18 protein-coding genes are annotated in these 18,377 nt (G+C 43.5%); 5 read left to right on the top strand and 13 right to left on the bottom strand.

Annotated elements, in window-relative coordinates; genetic code table 11:
- Window positions 1-3 precede the first annotated feature (3 nt).
- Window positions 4-189, bottom strand: a complete 186-nt coding sequence (locus E2R65_RS14590) for a hypothetical protein (protein ID WP_134337215.1) — start codon at window positions 187-189, stop codon at window positions 4-6.
- A 125-nt stretch (window positions 190-314) separates the two neighbouring features.
- On the opposite strand from E2R65_RS14590, the gene E2R65_RS14585 reads away from it, so the two are divergent.
- Complete coding sequence (locus E2R65_RS14585; RefSeq protein WP_134337214.1) at window positions 315-1,091, top strand: SDR family oxidoreductase; 777 nt, start codon at window positions 315-317, stop codon at window positions 1,089-1,091.
- On the opposite strand, the gene E2R65_RS14580 is transcribed toward E2R65_RS14585, so the two are convergent.
- Window positions 1,085-1,279, bottom strand: a complete 195-nt coding sequence (locus tag E2R65_RS14580; RefSeq protein WP_134337213.1) for a hypothetical protein — start codon at window positions 1,277-1,279, stop codon at window positions 1,085-1,087. The genes E2R65_RS14585 and E2R65_RS14580 overlap by 7 nt on opposite strands.
- Before the next feature lie 146 nt (window positions 1,280-1,425).
- Here E2R65_RS14580 and E2R65_RS14575 point away from each other — a divergent pair, with 146 nt between their 5' ends.
- Together E2R65_RS14575 and E2R65_RS14570 are read left to right on the top strand one after the other, a co-directional pair.
- On the top strand, window positions 1,426-2,043 hold the full coding sequence (locus E2R65_RS14575; protein WP_134337212.1) for an HAD family hydrolase: 618 nt from the start codon (window positions 1,426-1,428) through the stop codon (window positions 2,041-2,043).
- Window positions 2,044-2,077: 34 nt separating this feature from the next.
- Window positions 2,078-2,866: a tRNA pseudouridine synthase A gene (locus E2R65_RS14570; RefSeq protein ID WP_134337211.1), complete on the top strand. Its 789-nt coding sequence runs from the start codon at window positions 2,078-2,080 to the stop codon at window positions 2,864-2,866.
- A gap of 32 nt (window positions 2,867-2,898) precedes the next feature.
- Here the strand turns inward: E2R65_RS14570 and uvrA are convergent, their stop codons facing one another.
- The 3 genes from uvrA to E2R65_RS14555 form a co-directional block, all read right to left on the bottom strand.
- Window positions 2,899-5,745, bottom strand: a complete 2,847-nt coding sequence (gene uvrA, locus E2R65_RS14565; protein WP_134337210.1) for an excinuclease ABC subunit UvrA — start codon at window positions 5,743-5,745, stop codon at window positions 2,899-2,901.
- A 260-nt stretch (window positions 5,746-6,005) separates the two neighbouring features.
- The gene (locus E2R65_RS14560) at window positions 6,006-6,203 is read right to left on the bottom strand and encodes a hypothetical protein (protein WP_134337209.1); all 198 of its coding nucleotides are present in this window, start codon (window positions 6,201-6,203) and stop codon (window positions 6,006-6,008) included.
- Between the two features lie 196 nt (window positions 6,204-6,399).
- Window positions 6,400-7,188: a lytic transglycosylase domain-containing protein gene (locus E2R65_RS14555; protein ID WP_134337208.1), complete on the bottom strand. Its 789-nt coding sequence runs from the start codon at window positions 7,186-7,188 to the stop codon at window positions 6,400-6,402.
- A gap of 222 nt (window positions 7,189-7,410) precedes the next feature.
- Here E2R65_RS14555 and E2R65_RS14550 point away from each other — a divergent pair, with 222 nt between their 5' ends.
- Window positions 7,411-8,826, top strand: a complete 1,416-nt coding sequence (locus tag E2R65_RS14550) for a pseudouridine synthase (RefSeq protein WP_134337207.1) — start codon at window positions 7,411-7,413, stop codon at window positions 8,824-8,826.
- 249 nt (window positions 8,827-9,075) lie between these two features.
- Window positions 9,076-10,143 (top strand): lactonase family protein, encoded by a 1,068-nt coding sequence (locus tag E2R65_RS14545; protein WP_229704671.1) that lies wholly within the window; start codon window positions 9,076-9,078, stop codon window positions 10,141-10,143.
- 104 nt (window positions 10,144-10,247) lie between these two features.
- On the opposite strand, the gene E2R65_RS14540 is transcribed toward E2R65_RS14545, so the two are convergent.
- From E2R65_RS14540 to ileS, 8 genes are all read right to left on the bottom strand, one after another.
- Window positions 10,248-10,730, bottom strand: a complete 483-nt coding sequence (locus tag E2R65_RS14540) for a lipocalin family protein (RefSeq protein WP_134337206.1) — start codon at window positions 10,728-10,730, stop codon at window positions 10,248-10,250.
- Between the two features lie 75 nt (window positions 10,731-10,805).
- Window positions 10,806-11,945, bottom strand: a complete 1,140-nt coding sequence (gene bshA, locus E2R65_RS14535) for an N-acetyl-alpha-D-glucosaminyl L-malate synthase BshA (protein WP_134337205.1) — start codon at window positions 11,943-11,945, stop codon at window positions 10,806-10,808.
- A gap of 188 nt (window positions 11,946-12,133) precedes the next feature.
- The gene (locus E2R65_RS14530) at window positions 12,134-12,547 is read right to left on the bottom strand and encodes a hypothetical protein (RefSeq protein ID WP_134337204.1); all 414 of its coding nucleotides are present in this window, start codon (window positions 12,545-12,547) and stop codon (window positions 12,134-12,136) included.
- 85 nt (window positions 12,548-12,632) lie between these two features.
- Window positions 12,633-12,875, bottom strand: a complete 243-nt coding sequence (locus E2R65_RS14525) for a hypothetical protein (protein ID WP_134337203.1) — start codon at window positions 12,873-12,875, stop codon at window positions 12,633-12,635.
- A gap of 108 nt (window positions 12,876-12,983) precedes the next feature.
- Window positions 12,984-13,676 carry an SIMPL domain-containing protein gene (locus E2R65_RS14520; RefSeq protein WP_134337202.1) on the bottom strand — a complete coding sequence of 231 codons (693 nt, stop codon included), beginning with the start codon at window positions 13,674-13,676 and terminating at the stop codon, window positions 12,984-12,986.
- A gap of 233 nt (window positions 13,677-13,909) precedes the next feature.
- Window positions 13,910-14,515, bottom strand: a complete 606-nt coding sequence (locus E2R65_RS14515; protein WP_134337201.1) for a lipoprotein signal peptidase — start codon at window positions 14,513-14,515, stop codon at window positions 13,910-13,912.
- Complete coding sequence (locus tag E2R65_RS14510) at window positions 14,516-14,893, bottom strand: TraR/DksA family transcriptional regulator (RefSeq protein WP_067055645.1); 378 nt, start codon at window positions 14,891-14,893, stop codon at window positions 14,516-14,518.
- Window positions 14,894-18,277, bottom strand: a complete 3,384-nt coding sequence (gene ileS / locus E2R65_RS14505; RefSeq protein WP_134337456.1) for an isoleucine--tRNA ligase — start codon at window positions 18,275-18,277, stop codon at window positions 14,894-14,896.
- Between the last annotated feature and the right edge of the window lie 100 nt (window positions 18,278-18,377).

The raw sequence follows: 18,377 nt of genomic DNA, 5'->3' as shown, positions 1-18,377 counted from the left end.
GTTTTAGCGTTTCTTAAAATTAGCTATCAGTAACATTACAAAACTAATGCAGCCCGCAAGTGCAAACCCTGCCGAACCACCGTTCATAAAATCTTTAACCTTGCCAGGCCCAACAAAAAGCTCGGCAGATGCAAATAGTATGAGTGCTATGCCCAGCAGTAAATAAGTACGTGCAACCTGGTTTTTCATCTTGTATGATCAGTAATGTTTGCGCGGTTAAGCTTAGTGCAAATATATTTTATTTATGTTAGCTAAAACACTATAACCTTGTAAACCAAAAATCAACAAGTAATACAATTTGGCGTTATCATTATATGGATTTAAAACTAACTAATAAGGTAGCTATAGTATTGGCAGCCAGCAAAGGTTTGGGTAAAGCAATTGCCATGTCGCTCTCTGCCGAAGGCGCCAAAGTTATTATTGGCTCGCGCGATGAAGAACTGTTGAAAGATACTGCTGCAGAGATTACACAAGCCACCGGTAACACTGTGCTGGCCATACCTGTTGATGTTGCTAACGCCACGCAGGTAGCTGAATTTATAAGCAAAGCAGCCAATGCTTTTGGGCGGATAGATATATTATTGAATAATGCCGGCGGCCCCCCGTTTGATAAGTTTGAGAATTTTGACGACCAGCAATGGCAGCAAGCCTTTGACCTTAATTTACTAAGCATGGCGCGCACCAGCCGTTTAGTATTGCCTCATCTGCAAAAAACCGGTAGCGGGCGCATCATTAATATCATCAGCGGTTCGGTAAAAACGGTGCTGGATAATTCGGTGCTTTCTACCGCTATGCGGATGGGCGTTGTAGGGATGGCAAAGCTAATGGCCGATGAATTTGGGCCTTATCATATCACGGTTAATAATGTAGCGCCGGGATTAATATTAACGGAACGTATTAAGCACACCTTGCCCAAAAATGTTACACCCGAAGAAGCCATGCAGCAAAAAACCAAAGCTATCCCCCTGGGGCGCATTGGCAAGCCGCAAGAACTGGCAGCACTGGTTACTTTTTTGGCATCAGAGCAGGCGGCCTACATAAGCGGGCAAACTATACAGGTTGATGGCGGCGCCGGCCGCAATATTTATTGAGCTTTTTTATTGTCCAGCCTTTTCTTTTTAGAAAAACGGAAGCCAACAGCAAGTAAACAGCCAATGGCAGCACCTAAAAAAAGGCTCCCCCACTGTTCGCTATTTGCACCAACGGCAAAAAAGCTGAATATGGCAAACAATATAATCAGCACACCGGCAAAAATCACCAGATAGATCTTAAAATTCATAACGTAATTTACAAATAATATTTATTGGGCTTTACAGGTTGAAAAGCCATTTTAAAGTTACAGTTTATTTAACTACAAAGTGAATGCAGCCTATTTACTTACCTGTTACAATAATATTTACAGGTTTGTTTATACTTGCAGCCATAATGGATCAGCAACTATCAGCTCAAAAATATAAAGCTTTAACCAAAATTTCTTCGGGCGATTATAAAGCATTTTTATACGATTGCGACGGCACCCTTGCCGATAATATGGGCGCCCATAAAGAAAGCTATATACGTGTTGCTGCAGATGACGGTTATGTAATTGAAGGCGATATTATAGATGAGTTTGCCGGCCTGCCTATATTAAACGTAGTTGGTGAAATAAATAAACGCTATAATACTACGTTTGATCCGGTAGATTTTGCCGCCCGTAAGCACAAAGTTTTTTTTAGCGAGTACATTGAGAAAACACAGCCTATTGATTACGTAGTGAACCATCTTATTAATCACGCAGGCAAGGTTAAAATTGGTGTGGTATCCGGCGGGAGCCGTACTTCGGTTGAAAAGACCTTGCAGGTTTTAGGTATAAGGGAAATGGTGGAGGTACTGATATGCGCCGGTGAAACTACCCATGGTAAACCCTATGCCGATCCGTTTTTGGCTGCTGCCAAACAGCTTGGCGTTGAGCCCCGGCACTGCCTGGTGTTTGAAGACGGCGAGCCTGGTGTACAGGCAGCCGAAGCGGCAGGTATGCAATGGGTACGGATAGATAAGATATAAAATGGTAAGTTAGCCTCTACAATAATCACCCGCTTTGCGATATTTTTTTCATTCAGGGTATTTAGGTACAAACTACAGCGGGTGGCAAAAGCATCCAGATGGCTTAAGCGTGCAGCAGGTTTTAGAAGAAACCCTGAGCCGGGTATTAAAAAAGCCTGTTTATATAACCGGTTGTGGGCGTACAGACGCGCGGGTGCATGCCAGCCAGTTCTTTTTTCATGCAGATGTAGAGGAGCCATGGGATTTTGACCTGATATTTAGGGTAAATAAACTATTACCTGATGATATTGCCCTATTTGATATCATCCCGATGGAAGGCCAGCCGCATGCCCGCTTTGATGCTACCGAACGCAGTTACGATTATTTTATCCATACTTATAAAGACCCTTTTTTGAACGGCCGCAGTGCATTGTATCTTATTAAAGATTGGGATATCGGGCGTATGCAGCAAGCCGCCGGCCTGCTGTTAAAATATAACGACTACCACGCTTTTTGTAAAATGCCCGGCAGAAACGATCATACTATCTGTAACGTGTCCTTAGCCCAGGTATCTGTTAACGTTAAAGGCGACAGGCTGCGTTTCCAAATCTCGGCCAATCGCTTTCTGGGCAGAATGGTGCGCATTATTGCAGGTAAACTTATTGCTATTGGCACCGGTAACTTAAGCGTAGATGAATTTGAGCATTACCTGATAAACCCACAGCATAAACAGCTGATACAACCGGCATATCCGCAGGGCCTGTATCTTAGTAAAGTAAAATATCCCTACCTGGAATTTCCATCCCGCAGTGATTTTATTAATATACTGGGCGAGGGGTTTTAACAAAGGGTTTACCTATAGGTAATAACACCACTTTACTTTATTCCCATTTCTTTTTTCAGAAACTGGCCGGTAAAGCTATCTTTTACTTTACACAAGCCTTCGGGTGTGCCGCTGTATAATACTTTACCGCCACCAGATCCACCTTCGGGCCCCAGATCTATCACATGGTCTACCACTTTGATCACATCCAGGTTGTGCTCAATAACCAGCACAGAGTTTCCTTTATCCACCAATTGGTTAATAACGCCAAGCAATACGTTAATATCCTCGAAGTGCAAACCGGTTGTTGGCTCATCCAAAATATAGAAAGTATTGCCTGTATCTTTCTTAGAAAGCTCGGTAGCCAGTTTAACACGCTGCGCTTCACCGCCCGACAAGGTGGTAGACGATTGCCCCAGCGTAATATAGCCCAAGCCAACATCATAAAGTGTTTTAACCTTACGGTAGATAGACGGGATATGCTCAAAAAACGGCGTAGCATCCTCAATGCTCATATCCAGCACATCGCTTATGGATTTACCACGATAGCGCACTTCCAGTGTTTCGCGGTTATAACGGCGGCCTCCGCATTCTTCGCAAGGCACCTGCACATCCGGCAAAAAATTCATTTCTATCACTTTTTGGCCTGCCCCCTGGCAGGTTTCGCAACGGCCTCCCTTTACATTGAACGAGAAGCGGCCCGGTTTGTATCCACGGATCCTTGATTCTGGCAGGGCTACAAACAGGTTACGGATGTCAGAGAACACCCCTGTGTAAGTTGCCGGATTTGAACGCGGTGTACGCCCAATGGGTGTTTGGTCTATCTCGATAACTTTATCGATATGTTCCAGGCCTTCAATTTTATCATAAGGCAATGGCACTTTTTTAGCCCGAAAGAAGTGATGGTTTAATATCGGGTATAATGTTTCGGTAATTAAACTTGATTTACCGCTGCCAGACACGCCGGTTACGCCGATCAGTTTACCTAACGGGAAATCAACCGATACCTTTTTTAAATTATGGCCTGTGGCCTTTTTAAGCGATAGGGTTTTACCGTTGCCTTCGCGGCGTTTTTTAGGGACGGCTATCTCACGTTCGCCGTTGATATAGGATGTGGTAAGAGTATGATGCGCCATTAACTCGGCAGGGGTACCCTGCGCTACAATAGTGCCGCCGTGTACGCCGGCAGCCGGGCCCATATCAATTACATGGTCGGCTTCCAGTATCATATCTTTATCATGTTCTACAACCAAAACGGTGTTACCCAGGTCGCGCAGGTTTTTAAGGGCGTTAATTAAACGCTCGTTGTCGCGCTGGTGCAGGCCGATGCTGGGCTCATCTAAAATGTACATTACATTCATCAGTTGCGAACCGATCTGCGTAGCCAGCCTGATGCGCTGCGCTTCACCGCCTGATAGGGTTTTGGCTGTGCGGTCAAGCGTTAAATAGCTTAAGCCTACATCCAGCAAAAAGCCTATCCTTGCACGTATCTCTTTCAAAATCTCTTTGGCAATAACATTTTGCCGTTCGCTCAGGCGGTCTTCCAGGCCGGTGTACCACTTGTTAAGCGTAGTAATATCCATGCAGGATAGCTCAAAAATGTTTTTTTCATCGATCTTAAAATGCAGTGATTCTTTTTTAAGCCTTGCGCCATCGCAAACCGGGCAGGTACGTAGTACACGATAGTTTTCCATATCGTCCATTCCTTCGTCATTACGGCGTTCCTGCTGTTCTTCCAGCATGCGGATGATGCCGTCAAAGGTTATCTGGTAACTTTGTACATTCCATTTATTATACTCCACGGCAACGGTTATCATATCCGGCGAACCGTTCAGGATAAGATCCAGCTGTTCGCGGGTTAGCTTTTCTATCGGGGTGGATAATGAGAACTCATACTTTTTAGCCAACGCTTTTAATACCTGGAAGATCCAGGTTTCGCGATACTCGCCTATTGGTGCTAAACCACCATTTAAGATGCTTAATTTAGGATTCGGCACTACCGAGGCTTCATCTACTTCAAATATATAACCTAAGCCGTTACACTTTTCGCAGGCACCATAAGGCGAGTTAAACGAAAATGTATTAGGCTGCGGCTCGTCATAAGAGATACCCGATACCGGGTCCATCAGGTATTTGCTAAAATAGGCTACATTATTATCCTTATCCGCAATGCGGATAATGCCCTTGGCTGTTTTTAGGGCCGATTGTACCGAGGTATATAACCTTTTGCTATCGGCCTCGCTCACCACCAGGCGGTCAACCACTATATCAATATCATGTATCTTGTAACGGTCAACCTGCATCTTGGCTTCTACATCGGCAATGGCACCGTCAATGTAAACTTTTAGATAGCCTTGCTTTCTGATCTGCTCAAAAAGTTCGCGGTAATGGCCTTTACGGGCTTTTACCACCGGTGCCAATATGTTGATTGGCTGGCCGTCAAACTTTTCCATTATCGTTTTCAGGATCTGGTCTTCGCTCATGCGCTCCATCTTTTCGCCGGTGGTGTAGCTGTAGGCATCACCCGCCCGTGCAAAAAGCAGGCGCATAAAATCGTATATCTCGGTAATGGTACCAACTGTACTGCGCGGGTTTTTGCTGGTTGTTTTTTGCTCGATAGCGATAACCGGGCTAAGGCCCGATACCTTATCCACATCCGGCCTTTCCATACCACCCATAAACTGGCGCGAGTAGGCCGAAAATGTTTCCATGTAACGGCGTTGCCCTTCGGCATAAATAGTATCAAATGCCAGTGATGATTTGCCGCTGCCACTAAGCCCGGTTATAACAACCAGCTTATTACGCGGAAAAGAAACATCTATATTTTTTAAATTATGCACCCGTGCACCATAAACTTCAACTTCGCTTTGCTCGCCCAGGTCTAATGTTTTTTCGCTCATATATTTTCACAAAACAAGACAGCTACGGCATAGTTTTTAAAAGGCCGTACTATTACTAAAAAAGTTCGCAAATATACGCAATAACCGTGGTGATTTACAGGGGCGGAAGTGATATGTAGTGCCGATTAATGTAAAATTCTATTCTCATCATCAAGGCTTTATTAAATGTTTATAAGACACTTTTTTATTGATGCTGCAAAGCTTCATACTCTTATTTTTACAAAGTAAAAGTTTAAATGCTTAACCCTAAACGGTTAGCATCACAGCCAAAACATAGCCTTAATATCATCCTTAATACTCGCGGGCAGCGATTTGTTGATGATAGCTACATTAACCGTGTTGCCATTATTGGTAAGGTCTACACAATCCGCTATTTTAAGGTTGTGTTCTTTAAAAAAACCTTTGTTTTTTTTCTCAACGGCAATCAAATACCTCAGGGCATGCTCCATTTTAGTCATAGCAAAAAAGTTTAAGTATCGTAAAAAACTGGAGTTATGATGCAGTAGGGGTTACTGTTATTAATCAGGGTTTAGGTACGTAAGTTTCGGCTGAAAAACACATGTACGATATAATAGCTCTTTTGGTTTTAAAAAAATGAAAAAAGCCACCCTAACCGGGGTGGCTTTTAAATGTGCTCCGTAATATTAAATTACTTTAATTGTATGCCAAAAAGAATGGCAATGGTTTTTGATTGTAGCTATAAAAGTTTTTATAACCGTATTTATCAGGCTTATTGATGATCTCTTTCATGGCAATAAGCTTGTAAATGTAAGAACCGGTTTCGCGGTTAAGGCTCATGCGGAAATAATTATCCTCATTCTGCCTGTTCATAGCGCGTTCCAGTTTAATAGAACCATTGTTGTAAGCGGCGGCGGCCAGTGTCCAGCTGTTAAATTCACCATACAGTTCTTTAATGTATTTGCAGGCCGCAATGGTAGATTTACGCAGATTTAAGCGTTCGTCTTTCCCCTTGCCAACCTTTAAACCATAACTGCGTGCAGTGCCCGGCATAAACTGCCATACGCCGCGTGCGCCTTTTGGTGATGTGCCCCCGCATAAGCCCGATTCTACCAGCGGTACAAACTTAAAATCTTCGGGGATACCGTAGGCTCTTAAGATAGGTTCGATGATAGGGAACATTTTGTCGGCTTTAGCATGTAAAACATTCGACTGGATGTTTTTGTACCTGTGTTTTGCTATTGATTTTTTTAATTTAAAATCTACTTTCTTGTCGTTAACAGGCAGTGCCTCGTTGGCAAAATTATACACTACATCAGCTTCTTCGGCAGGCTTGCTAAAGATGAGATTTGAGGGCGTATAAGCGATGTGATTTGCCGGATAAACAGGGTCTGTACTGAAAATGTTAAGTCTGGAAATGATAACCAGCACCAGGATTACGGAGCACGTAATTAAGTGTTTTTTAGTCATTTCAATTTTACTCATTAATTATACTTTTTGGTATGATGTGCGGCAAAGGTAAGCTATATAAAGCAGATTATCAAATACTTACTATGTGCTTAGTGTTTTGAGATTTTAAAATAGGCGTCAAAATCGCGGTTTAAAGCACTTTAAACGTTGTTTTTGAACCGGGATAAAAAGTTGTTTTTTTGGTTAAAATGTTGTACTTTTGTACCCTCACGCTGCGAAAGCGCAAAACAAAAAATTATGGTATTTAAAAGACCAGCAGGTAGTCGCGACGACAGGCCCAACAAATCACAAGGCCGCTCAAAAAGCGGTGGTGAAAACTCCAGAAAGCCATCATCTTCGGCCACCGGAAAACCCTTCGGCGCAGGCCGTACAGACGGTAAAAAAAACTTCTCTACTGATAAGAGGGGCTCATCATACGCAAAACCCAATACAGGTAAACCAGATGCTGACGGCACCGAAAGGCCCGGAAAAAGCTATGGGCAATCTTCATCATTTAGCGGCGATAAAAAGGCATTTACCGCCAAAGGGCGACCTTATACCGGCCGTCCGGCGGACACAGACCGCCCTAAACGTAGTTTTGGAGATGCACCCGCAGGCGAACGTAAAAATTTTACCCCGCGCGATAAACCCTACAGCGGCCGCCCGCAAAACGGCGACAGCGAAGGCGGGAGTTTTAAGAAGCCGGGTTTAGGCCCTGCATCGTATGGCCCGCGTAAAACTTCTGCTGCCGGGGATAAACCATTTAACAGGCGCCCTGCCGGCACCGACGGGCCAAAGAAAAGTTTTGGCGGCGATAAAAAGTTTGGCGGCACCCGTGGCGGTACTAAAGATTTCCCAAGTACATCAACAGGTTTCAGGAAACGGGAGGGGGATGATGCTGTATCAAAACCAACTATGCGCGGCCGTAAAAATCCGGTTGTTAAAACCAAGGATGACGGCCTGATACGCCTGAACCGTTATATAGCCAATGCCGGTATCTGCAGCCGCCGCAAGGCCGATGAATTGATTGCTGCCGGTGTGGTATCGGTAAACGGAGAGGTGATATCTGAACTTGGCCACAAGGTTGACCCGCTTAAAGACCTGGTACGCTACAACGGTGAGGCTTTAAAACGCGAAAAGAACGTTTACGTATTGCTTAACAAGCCCAAAGACTACATCACCACTACAGACGACCCGCAAGAGCGCCGCACCGTGATGCACCTGGTAGAAAAAGCCAGCCGCGAACGTATTTACCCGGTAGGCCGCCTGGACCGCAATACCACCGGTTTAATATTAATGACCAACGACGGCGACCTTGCCGATAAGCTATCGCATCCGCGTAACAGCGTAACCAAGCTTTACCTGGTTGAGTTAAACAAAGCCCTTAGCCAGGGCGACCTTAATAAAATTAGTTTTGGTTTAGAACTGGAAGATGGCTTTATTAAACCCGATAGCGTATCTTATGTTACAGGGGGTACTAAGAAAGAAATAGGCATACAGATACATAGCGGCAAAAACCGTATTGTACGCCGCATATTCGAATCATTAGGGTACGATGTGGTAAAGCTTGACCGTTCTGTTTATGCCAACCTTACTAAAAAAGATCTGCCGCGCGGCAGATGGCGATATCTTGATGAAAAAGAAGTGATCCAATTAAAGCACCTGATCCAATAGTTTTTCGGATCAGCATGTTTAATGAATAGAACATTTGGAGGCGCTTACTTAGCGCCTTTTTTTATGGTATGGCTTATCTGAATTTAAACTAATAGTTATGCACGCTGTCTTACTCAATATTAATAAGTAACTGCTATTTTTTAATTGTTTTATTAACTTGCAATATAAACCAATGTATTAATGATGAAAAAAATCCTGATTGTTGTTTTAACCCTTATTCCTGGGCTGATTTTTGCTCAAAAGAAAAATATGGGACCAAAAAGTTTTGACCTGGTTATAGGCGCCTATACTACCGGTAAAAGTAAAGGGATTGCCGTGTACCGTTTTTATACCGAAACCGGCCGGCTGGCCTATTTAAGCCAAACAGACGATGTTAGCAATCCATCTTACCTTGCAGTATCGGCTAACAACAAATTTGTTTATGCGGTTAACGAGAATGATAATGGCGAGGTGAGCTCGTTTTCCTTCGAGCCGAAAACGGGTAAGTTAACATTCATTAATAAGGTACCAACATTAGGCGGTTCGCCGTGTTATGTATCTGTAGATAAAGATCAGAAAAACCTTTTTGTAGCCAACTACTCGGGGGGAAATATTGCGGTACTGCCTTTGAATGCCGACGGCTCTATCGCACCCGCTGTACAAACCATAAAGGATAGTGGCCACGGTATTAATAAAGAGCGCCAGGAAAAAGCCCATGTGCACACAGCGGTATTATCGCCCGATGAAAAATACGTGCTGTACACCGATCTGGGCACCGATAAAATAAACATTACTAAATACAAAGGGGGCAAGGATAACCCGATAGTACCTGCTAAACCGGCATTTGTTAATGTTACGCCGGGTTATGGGCCACGCCACCTGGCTTTCTCAGCGGATAAAAAATACCTTTACCTGATAACCGAAATGGGCAGTTCGGTTATCGTTTACGATTACAATAACGGCAAGCCGAAACAGAAACAGGATATTTCTTTACTGCCCGATGGCTTTAAAGGTGCCACAGGCGCTGCAGATATTCATATCTCGCCAAACGGAAAATTTTTATACGCCACTAACCGGGGCGATGCCAACGATATATCGTTATTTGCAATTAACCAGGACAATGGCGAACTAACCTTTATTGAGCGCAGGCCTACAGGCGGCAAAGGCCCGCGTAACTTTGTGATAGACCCAACCGGGAAATATCTGTTAATAGCGCATCAAAACAGCGATAGCATTATAGTTTATCGTTTAGATGAAACAACCGGCAAACTATCGCAACCTGTTAACAGGTTAGAAATTGGCAACCCGGTATGCTTAAAGTTTGCACCGGCCATGTAACTTAAAATTGCAAAGTTTAAAGGCTAAAAGCTTTTAGTATAATGTTAATAAGAAAACCCTGAAGCGATATCGCTTCAGGGTTTTCCTTTATACTTTTAAGCTTATTAATTTGCTTTGGTAAACGAGTAGATGATGTAGCCATTGCTGTTGCCTATTGCAACAGGCGAGCGCAAGGTCATGCTGGTGCCATTCATAACGCCGATATCCAGGCGGTAACCCTCCTGCACATTTTTAGCTTTATCGCCTTGGTATAATTTTTTAAACTGGAATTGTGTACCGTTAAATACCGACCAGAAGATGGTTTGAGATGCACCGTTGCTTAAGGTATAGATACCATTACCGCTGTTGGTGAATTTCCAGGTGCTGCCTACAAATGCTTCGGGAGGGGCCTGGTCAAATACATTTTGTACAGCGCCTTGTACCAATCCATCGTAAGTTACATTGGTAAGTGTCCATGTGCCTACAAATTTACCGCGCGAAACATTGCCCGATGATGTACCGGCTGATGTGTTTTGTGGTGTAGAGCAAGCAGAAATAATAAAAGTAAGGGCTAAAATAGCAAGCGATGTTTGAAATATTCTTTTCATGGGTTGATCGTGTATGATTAATATATTGTTGTTTGGTGTATTAACACAAATCAAGCCAAAAGGTTATAATAATATTTACTGTTGCTGCATGCTTTGCTCTATAACCTCTTTATAATAGTTTTCATACTGGGGCATAATATTAGCCAGTTCCAGTTCTTTGGCGCGTTTAAGGGCATTATCTTTAAACTGGTTTAGCCTTTCTTCATCCTCTAATATATAAATAGCTTTTTCGGCCATGCCGTCTACATCGCCAACATTCAGCAAAAAGCCGGTAACGCCTTCAATGTTCAACTCGGGCAAACCACCGGCGTTGCTGCTTATCACCGGCACTTTGCAGGCCATCGCCTCTAACGCGGCCAGGCCAAAGCTTTCTGATTGCGACGGCATCAGGAACAGGTCTGATACGGATAGGATCTCTTCTATAGCGTCCTGCTTCCCTAAAAAGCGCACATGCTCGGCAATGCCCAAATCGCGGCACAAGCGCTCGCATAATGATCTTTCACCGCCATCGCCCACCATCAATAATTTAGAGGGGATCTTTTCTATCACTTTGGCAAACATCTTTATCACATCTTCGGTGCGTTTCACCTTACGGAAGTTGGAAGTGTGCACCAAAACCTTTTCGCCGTTGGGCGCAATAGCCTTTTTAAAATGGTCTTTAGCTTTCAGGCTAAAACGGGTAAGGTCTATAAAGTTTGGTATCACTTTTATATCCTTCTCTATCTTAAAGTATTTGTAAGTATCGTTCTTTAAATGTTCGGATACTGCCGTTACCCCATCGCTTTGATTAATAGAAAATGTTACTACGGGCTTGTAGGTGCTATCCTGCCCAACCAGCGTAATATCCGTACCATGCAGTGTGGTGATAACCGGGATAGAGATACCATAGGTTAACAGTATTTGTTTGGCCATAAATGCTGCAGAGGCATGGGGTATAGCATAATGCACATGCAGCAGATCCAGTTTCTCAAATCTTACCACATCTACCAGGCGGCTGGCCAGTGCCAGTTCATAAGGCGGATAATCAAACAAAGGATATTGTGATACCGATACCTCATGGTAAAAAAGGTTCTCTGAGAAAAAATCAAGCCGCGCAGGCTGGTTGTAGGTAACAAAATGAATTTGATGGCCCCTGTCTGCAAGGGCTTTACCTAATTCTGTAGCAACAACACCGCTTCCGCCAAACGTGGGGTAACAAACTATTCCTATTTTCATTTTTTGTGATACGCTTAAGCCTTAACCTATGTTAACTTATTTAACATCGATAACCGGCATGCAAGTTTAACAGCAATTTATGGTAAATGTGTTACCACTATGTAAAATGATTGATAGGCTTAAATGAAGTACGGTAAGATGAAGAATAAAAGACAATTACCCCAATAACAACCAGGCAAACCTTAGTATTAATGCGACACACCGGCTATCAATTTAATAAGCGATGCATTTACCAGGTTGGTAATGGCGTTGAAGGCTGCACTGCTTTTTGTTTGTTTTTGCACATCGGTGTGATAGATCATATGGTGTACACCTAAAGCCTTTAAGGTTGCATCGGCAGTGATGCTTTCCTGATGCTTATAGCAGCAAATTTTAATGTGTTTATAAAAGGGATTGGTTTGCAGGCGGCGCAGCACGCGGTCAAAATTACCGGCCATGTGTGCATGGTCAAATAGTATCACATCCGGCTTTAATTCATGTATGGATGGGAATATAGCCATCATTGCAGAAACATGATGCACGTTATCGTTCCCGGCCAGTAACTGATCGGGAAAAGTATGCGAAGCCACCAGAAGCACTTTCTTAGGACGGGTACGTATCATGCTCAAATGATTTGGGGGACACGAATATAAAATCAAAAATTTATAATAGCAACCCTTTTTGAGCAAAAATATTTTTAACCGCCTGTTAATGAACAGGTCTGGAATTTAAGGTATCGCTTGCGCCGCGGCCGCTGGGGTCGGCATTACCTTTGTTAACGCTGTCTGTTTTGGCCGAGTCGAGGGCGTGCGTGTTATTAGGGTCGCCGGTACCGGCTTTGGCAACGGTATCCTGCGTGCCGCCAAGTGTGGCCTTGCTGCGGTCGCCGGTGCAGGCGCTTACCGATGCTGATAATAAAAAGATCACTGCGATATATTTTAATGCTTTCATGATGGTTAATTTACGGTACACTATAAATAACATTACCCTAAATTAAATGTTTTAGCATAAAAAAGCAGCTGCTTTATAGGCGGCTGCTTTAAATTATACCGGCGGGAATTATTTTATTTCGAACACTGCCTGAATCTGGAAACTCAGTTTTATTTTTTTAAAGTCGATGTCTGATTCTGGTGTAGCCGCCATATCAGCACTCATTGCTTTTGCCATATACATTACATTACGTGGCTGCGGGAAACTGCTGTTATCGCTTTCGGTGATATTTAGTGCATTGCCCAGTTTATCGCCCAGGCCATTTACTAAAAATGCTGCTTTATCCCTGGCGGCAATTAAGGCTTTAAGCTTTAGGGTGTTTTTGATCTGGTCTATCTTAGAGTAATCATAGCTATCGATGTTGGTGTTTTGGATGCCTTTCGGGTCTATTTTGCTCATGATCTGGTTAAACCTGTTCAGGTCGCGAAATTTGATACCGTATTGTTTGCTGGCTAAAAAATCAGGATTCTTCTTTTTCTCGGTCTCATAGTTCCATGATGACAGGTTGTTCACTGTAAAATCCTCTTTAGCAATACCCGCCTCGGCAACTGCTTTCTCTAATTGGGCCTCTAACTGGCTGATGGTAACTTTCTTTTTGCCGTTTAAATACTCTTTTAAAGAGATAGATACGTTAATAATATCGGGGGTTACTTCCTGCTCGGCAATGCCGGTAACCTCAATTTTGCGGCGCAGATCTGCATTTTGTGCGAACGCCCCAAATGTGGTGGCTACTAATGCGGCTAATAAAAATATTTTTTTCATAGTATCAATATGTATGTATAGTATAGAGTTATTTACGCAGCGATAGTTTAATATGCAACAGCATAAATAATAAATGTGTAACCTTAAACGTGCCCGGGGGTTTTAATAAGCAAATAATAAAGGTAAAAATTAAGGTTTTTCGCCGCGGCCTCATACATCGCTTCTCCCGTTTGCCGTAAACAAAAAAAACCCGGTTTCCCGGAGCTTTTCTGTGTGTGTAATCAGGATGAGCATTACTCCTCTACCATTTCGCTGTTTGGGCTGCTTACCTCAGGCTCTTCTTGTTTAAAGTAGCGCTTCTGGTTGAGCAGTATCATTATAACCCCTACAGATATGGCAGCATCGGCCAGGTTAAATACCGGACGGAAGAAGATATATTCTTCACCACCCCATATAGGTAACCATGCCGGGAACTGCCCGGTTAATAGCGGGAAATAAAACATATCTACCACACGGCCATGAAATATGCCCGCATAGTTGTATATCACCCCATAAAAGGTAGAATCAATAATATTACCCAAAGCGCCGGCCAGTATCAGGGCTACCATCATTACCAGGCCGCGGTGATATTTGTGTTTGATCAGGAATACAAGTGCATACCCAATACCGCAAACGGCTACAATACGAAACAGCGTTAAAGCCAGCTTGCCAAATTCGCCGCCCAGTTCCATGCCAAAAGCCATACCGTTATTTTCGGTGTAGTGCAGCATGCCCCTGTTGCCTAAAAAGCGGATCTCTTCACCCAAAAACATATGTTTCCTCACCCAGATCTTAATGACCTGATCGAGCAGGATAATAAGTGCAGCAGTAAAAAAAGGTTTTGTATAAGCTGCCTTCATTTATTGCTTTAGTTTGGCTTCCATCGTAAGCGTAGTGTGCGGCACGGCACGCAGGCGTTCTTTTGGGATCAGCTTACCGGTTTCGCGGCAAATACCATAGGTTTTGTTTTCGATACGCACCAAAGCGGCCTCCAACTGCTCAATAAATTTCTTTTGGCGGGCAGCTAACTGGTTAATCTGTTCTTTCTCTAACGTTGCAGAACCATCCTCCAGTGTTTTGTAGGTACCGGCGGTATCATCTGTACCATTCGCGTTTGGCGAACTTAAAGAAGTGGCCAATGCGTTAAGCTCTTCTTTAGAGCTGCGTAATTTTTCTAATAATAGATCCTTAAATTCTTTTAATTCTGAATCAGAATACCTTGTTTTTTCGTTTTCCATTTAACTTTTAATTATAGCAATCAAAATTTCATATTCGTCAATTACGGCTTTTTCACCTTCACTCAGGTGATTATCAAGCACTAAGGTATCGGCTAAAATTTCGGCGCAAATATAGGATAAATTATTTTCCGTCGCTTTCCAGATCTCCGCACCACAACTCACGGTTACGGTTATCTTGTCGGTAACTTCAAATTCTTTAGCCTTACGTAAGTTTTGTATGCGGTTTATCAGTTCGCGGGCTATGCCCTCTTCTTTCAACTCATCGGTTATCGTAACATCTAAAGCCACGGTTAGTTTGCCTAAATTTGCAACCTGCCATCCCGGTACATCTTCTGCGATGATCTCCACGTCGGTAAGTAGTATCGGGTATTTGCCATCAAGCACTGTAATAGTGCCTGCAATCTCTAATTCCGAAATCTCTTCCTGTCCAAAAGCGTTAATGGCAGCAGCCACATCCTTCATATCCTTACCTACTTTGGCACCAAGGGCCTTAAAGTTTGGTTTGATCTTCTTTTTGATAAAACCGGCGGCATCGGTAATGTATTCTATGCCTTTGATATTGGTTTCAGATAGGATCAGCTCTTTTACTTTTTCTATCTGCTCTTTAAAGTTCTTATCCAGTATCGGCAATAAAATTTTGCTTAAAGGGCGGCGGACAGGGATCTCGATCTTTTTACGGAGCGATAATACCAGTGATGATATATCCTGCGCCATCTGCATCCGCTCTTCCAGTGCGGCATCTACCAGGTTGTTATGATATTCCGGGTAGTAAGCCAGATGTACAGATTCAAATTCCTCTTTACCGGTTACGCTGTTCAGGTCGGTATATAAACGCTCGGCAAAAAACGGCGCAATAGGTGCCATTAATTTGCTGATGGTGATTAAACAGGTGTAAAGCGTTTGGTAAGCAGATAGCTTATCATCCGAGTTATCCGACCGCCAGAAACGGCGGCGGCTTAAACGGATGTACCAGTTACTAAAGTGTGCATCCACAAATTCCTGTATAGCACGGGCGGCTTTGGTAGGCTCAAAATCAGCGTAAAAATCGTCAACCTCTTTGCTTAAGGTATTTAGTAAGGAGATGATCCAGCGGTCAAGCTCGGGGCGTTGCTCAATGGCTATCTCGGCTTCCTCATACTTAAACTGATCGATATTGGCATAAAGCACAAAGAATGAATAAGTATTATACAGCGTACCGAAGAACTTACGTCGAACCTCATCCAGGCCTTCTATGTTAAACTTCAGGTTATCCCATGGTGCGGCATTGCTGATCATGTACCAGCGGGCGGCATCGGCACCAAATTGCTCTATGGTTTCAAACGGATCTATACCATTGCCTAAACGTTTAGACATTTTGTTACCGTTCTTATCCAGCACTAAACCGTTAGATACTACGTTTTTAAACGCTACGCCCTTGTTGCCAACCAGTTCGTTAATGGCTTTCACCTCGTCGCTGGCTTCGCTCAACATCACTGCAATGGCATGCAGGGTAAAAAACCAGCCGCGGGTTTGGTCAACACCTTCGGCAATAAAATCTGCCGGATAGGCAGCAGCAAATTCGTCTTTATTCTCAAAAGGGAAATGCCATTGCGCATAAGGCATAGCGCCGCTATCAAACCAAACGTCAATCAGGTCAGGCTCGCGCAGCATGCGTTTACCGGTAGATGAAGTCAGTATTACATCATCCACATAGGGGCGGTGCATATCCTCCAGCTTAAAGCCCGCAGGCATTAAACCTGCTGCAATAGATTTTTCAATTTCGGCATTCAGTTCTGCTATCGAACCGATGCATTTTTCTTCTTTGCCATCTTCCTCGCGCCAGATAGGCAGTGGGGTACCCCAATAGCGTGAACGCGACAGGTTCCAGTCCACCAAATTCTCCAACCAGTTACCAAAACGGCCTGTACCGGTGCTTTCGGGTTTCCAGTTAATGGTTTTGTTCAGCGCAACCATTTTATCCTTCACCGCGGTAGTACGGATGAACCAGCTATCTAACGGGTAGTATAGTATCGGCTCATCAGAACGCCACGAATGTGGGTAGCTGTGCTCGTATTTTTTAACATCGAATGCGCGGTTCTCTGTTTTTAATTTGATAGAGATCAGTACATCAGTTGGTTTAAAACCTTCTGCTGTACGGTCTGCATCAGTATAATATTCTTCTTTAACATAACGGCCTGCAAAATCGGTAACTTCATCTACAAAACGGCCTTGTTTATCAACCAAAGGCACTTCTTTACCATTCTCGTCTTTGATCAGTACCGATGGCACGTTATTTTCCTTACATGCCCTAAAGTCATCCGCACCAAAAATAGATGCCGTGTGTACGATACCGGTACCATCCTCGGTAGTCACAAAATCAGCAGGAATAACACGGAAAGCATTAGCCTCCAGATCCGCATTGGTTACATACGGCATTAGCTGTTCGTAGTGGATGCCCAACAGATCCGTGCCTTTAAACTCGCGGGTTAAAGTCCACGGTATAATTTTATCACCGCCTTTGTAATCATCAAAAGAAGCATTTTCTCCTTCGGCCTTAAAGTATTTTTTTACCAGATCCTTAGCCAATACAACGCTAACAGGCTCGTAAGTATAAGGGTTAAAGGTATTTATCTGTACGTAATTAATGGTTTCACCAACGGCCAGCGCACAGTTTGATGGAAGCGTCCAGGGGGTGGTCGTCCAGGCCAGGATAAATACATCGCTGTTTACGCCATCAAATAAAAAGGCCGAATCCTGATAGTTCTTTACTTTAAACTGGGCCACAATGGTGGTATCCTTTACCATTTTGTAGGTACCCGGCTGGTTCAGCTCGTGCGAGCTAAGGCCCGTGCCCGATTTTGGTGAGTAGGGCTGTACGGTGTAACCTTTATAAAGCAGGCCCTTATTGTAAAGCTGTTTCAGGATCCACCAAAGGCTTTCTATATATTCGTTCTCGTAAGTAACGTAGGGATTATCAAGATCGACCCAGTAACCCATTTTAAGGGTAAGGTCGTTCCAAACATCCGTGTAACGCATTACCTCTTTGCGGCAGGCGTCGTTATACTCTTTTACAGTTATCTTTTTACCAATATCATCTTTAGTGATGCCTAAGGATTTTTCTACAGCCAGCTCAATAGGCAAACCGTGGGTATCCCAGCCGCCTTTACGCTTTACCTGGAAACCTTTGAGGGTTTTGTAACGGCAAAAAATATCTTTAATGCTACGCCCCATAACGTGGTGAATACCGGGCATACCATTAGCGCTGGGCGGGCCTTCGTAAAAGGTGTATGGCTTGCTTGCCGGCCTGCTGCTGATACTTTTCTCGAATATGCCGTTCTGTTTCCAGAAATCCAGCACATCTTTACCTGTTTGGGATAGATTTAACTGCTTATATTCCTTGTACATCAATGTGTTCGCGTCGAATTTTAAAGGTTGCAAAAATAGGCAATTTTATTATTAAATGATAGTTAATTGGCTAATAATGACGGAGAGATTTTGTTTAATT

This window comes from Mucilaginibacter phyllosphaerae, assembly GCF_004378255.1.
In the GTDB taxonomy this organism is placed as follows: domain Bacteria; phylum Bacteroidota; class Bacteroidia; order Sphingobacteriales; family Sphingobacteriaceae; genus Mucilaginibacter; species Mucilaginibacter phyllosphaerae.
Note: the sequence above shows the minus strand (reverse complement) of the source record. Positions and strands in the feature narration are given on the sequence as shown.

Bases quoted from the DNA above. Each gene is read 5' to 3' on its own strand.
- E2R65_RS14545 (WP_229704671.1), top strand. From the start codon at position 9,076: ATGGGACCAAAAAGTTTTGACCTGGTTATAGGCGCCTATACTACCGGT.
- E2R65_RS14550 (WP_134337207.1), top strand. From the start codon at position 7,411: ATGGTATTTAAAAGACCAGCAGGTAGTCGCGACGACAGGCCCAACAAA.
- E2R65_RS14560 (WP_134337209.1), bottom strand. From the start codon at position 6,203: ATGACTAAAATGGAGCATGCCCTGAGGTATTTGATTGCCGTTGAGAAA.
- E2R65_RS14575 (WP_134337212.1), top strand. From the start codon at position 1,426: ATGGATCAGCAACTATCAGCTCAAAAATATAAAGCTTTAACCAAAATT.
- uvrA (WP_134337210.1), bottom strand. From the start codon at position 5,745: ATGAGCGAAAAAACATTAGACCTGGGCGAGCAAAGCGAAGTTGAAGTT.
- E2R65_RS14540 (WP_134337206.1), bottom strand. From the start codon at position 10,730: ATGAAAAGAATATTTCAAACATCGCTTGCTATTTTAGCCCTTACTTTT.
- E2R65_RS14525 (WP_134337203.1), bottom strand. From the start codon at position 12,875: ATGAAAGCATTAAAATATATCGCAGTGATCTTTTTATTATCAGCATCG.
- bshA (WP_134337205.1), bottom strand. From the start codon at position 11,945: ATGAAAATAGGAATAGTTTGTTACCCCACGTTTGGCGGAAGCGGTGTT.
- E2R65_RS14510 (WP_067055645.1), bottom strand. From the start codon at position 14,893: ATGGAAAACGAAAAAACAAGGTATTCTGATTCAGAATTAAAAGAATTT.
- E2R65_RS14590 (WP_134337215.1), bottom strand. From the start codon at position 189: ATGAAAAACCAGGTTGCACGTACTTATTTACTGCTGGGCATAGCACTC.
- E2R65_RS14520 (WP_134337202.1), bottom strand. From the start codon at position 13,676: ATGAAAAAAATATTTTTATTAGCCGCATTAGTAGCCACCACATTTGGG.
- E2R65_RS14530 (WP_134337204.1), bottom strand. From the start codon at position 12,547: ATGATACGTACCCGTCCTAAGAAAGTGCTTCTGGTGGCTTCGCATACT.
- E2R65_RS14555 (WP_134337208.1), bottom strand. From the start codon at position 7,188: ATGAGTAAAATTGAAATGACTAAAAAACACTTAATTACGTGCTCCGTA.
- ileS (WP_134337456.1), bottom strand. From the start codon at position 18,277: ATGTACAAGGAATATAAGCAGTTAAATCTATCCCAAACAGGTAAAGAT.
- E2R65_RS14580 (WP_134337213.1), bottom strand. From the start codon at position 1,279: ATGAATTTTAAGATCTATCTGGTGATTTTTGCCGGTGTGCTGATTATA.
- E2R65_RS14515 (WP_134337201.1), bottom strand. From the start codon at position 14,515: ATGAAGGCAGCTTATACAAAACCTTTTTTTACTGCTGCACTTATTATC.
- E2R65_RS14585 (WP_134337214.1), top strand. From the start codon at position 315: ATGGATTTAAAACTAACTAATAAGGTAGCTATAGTATTGGCAGCCAGC.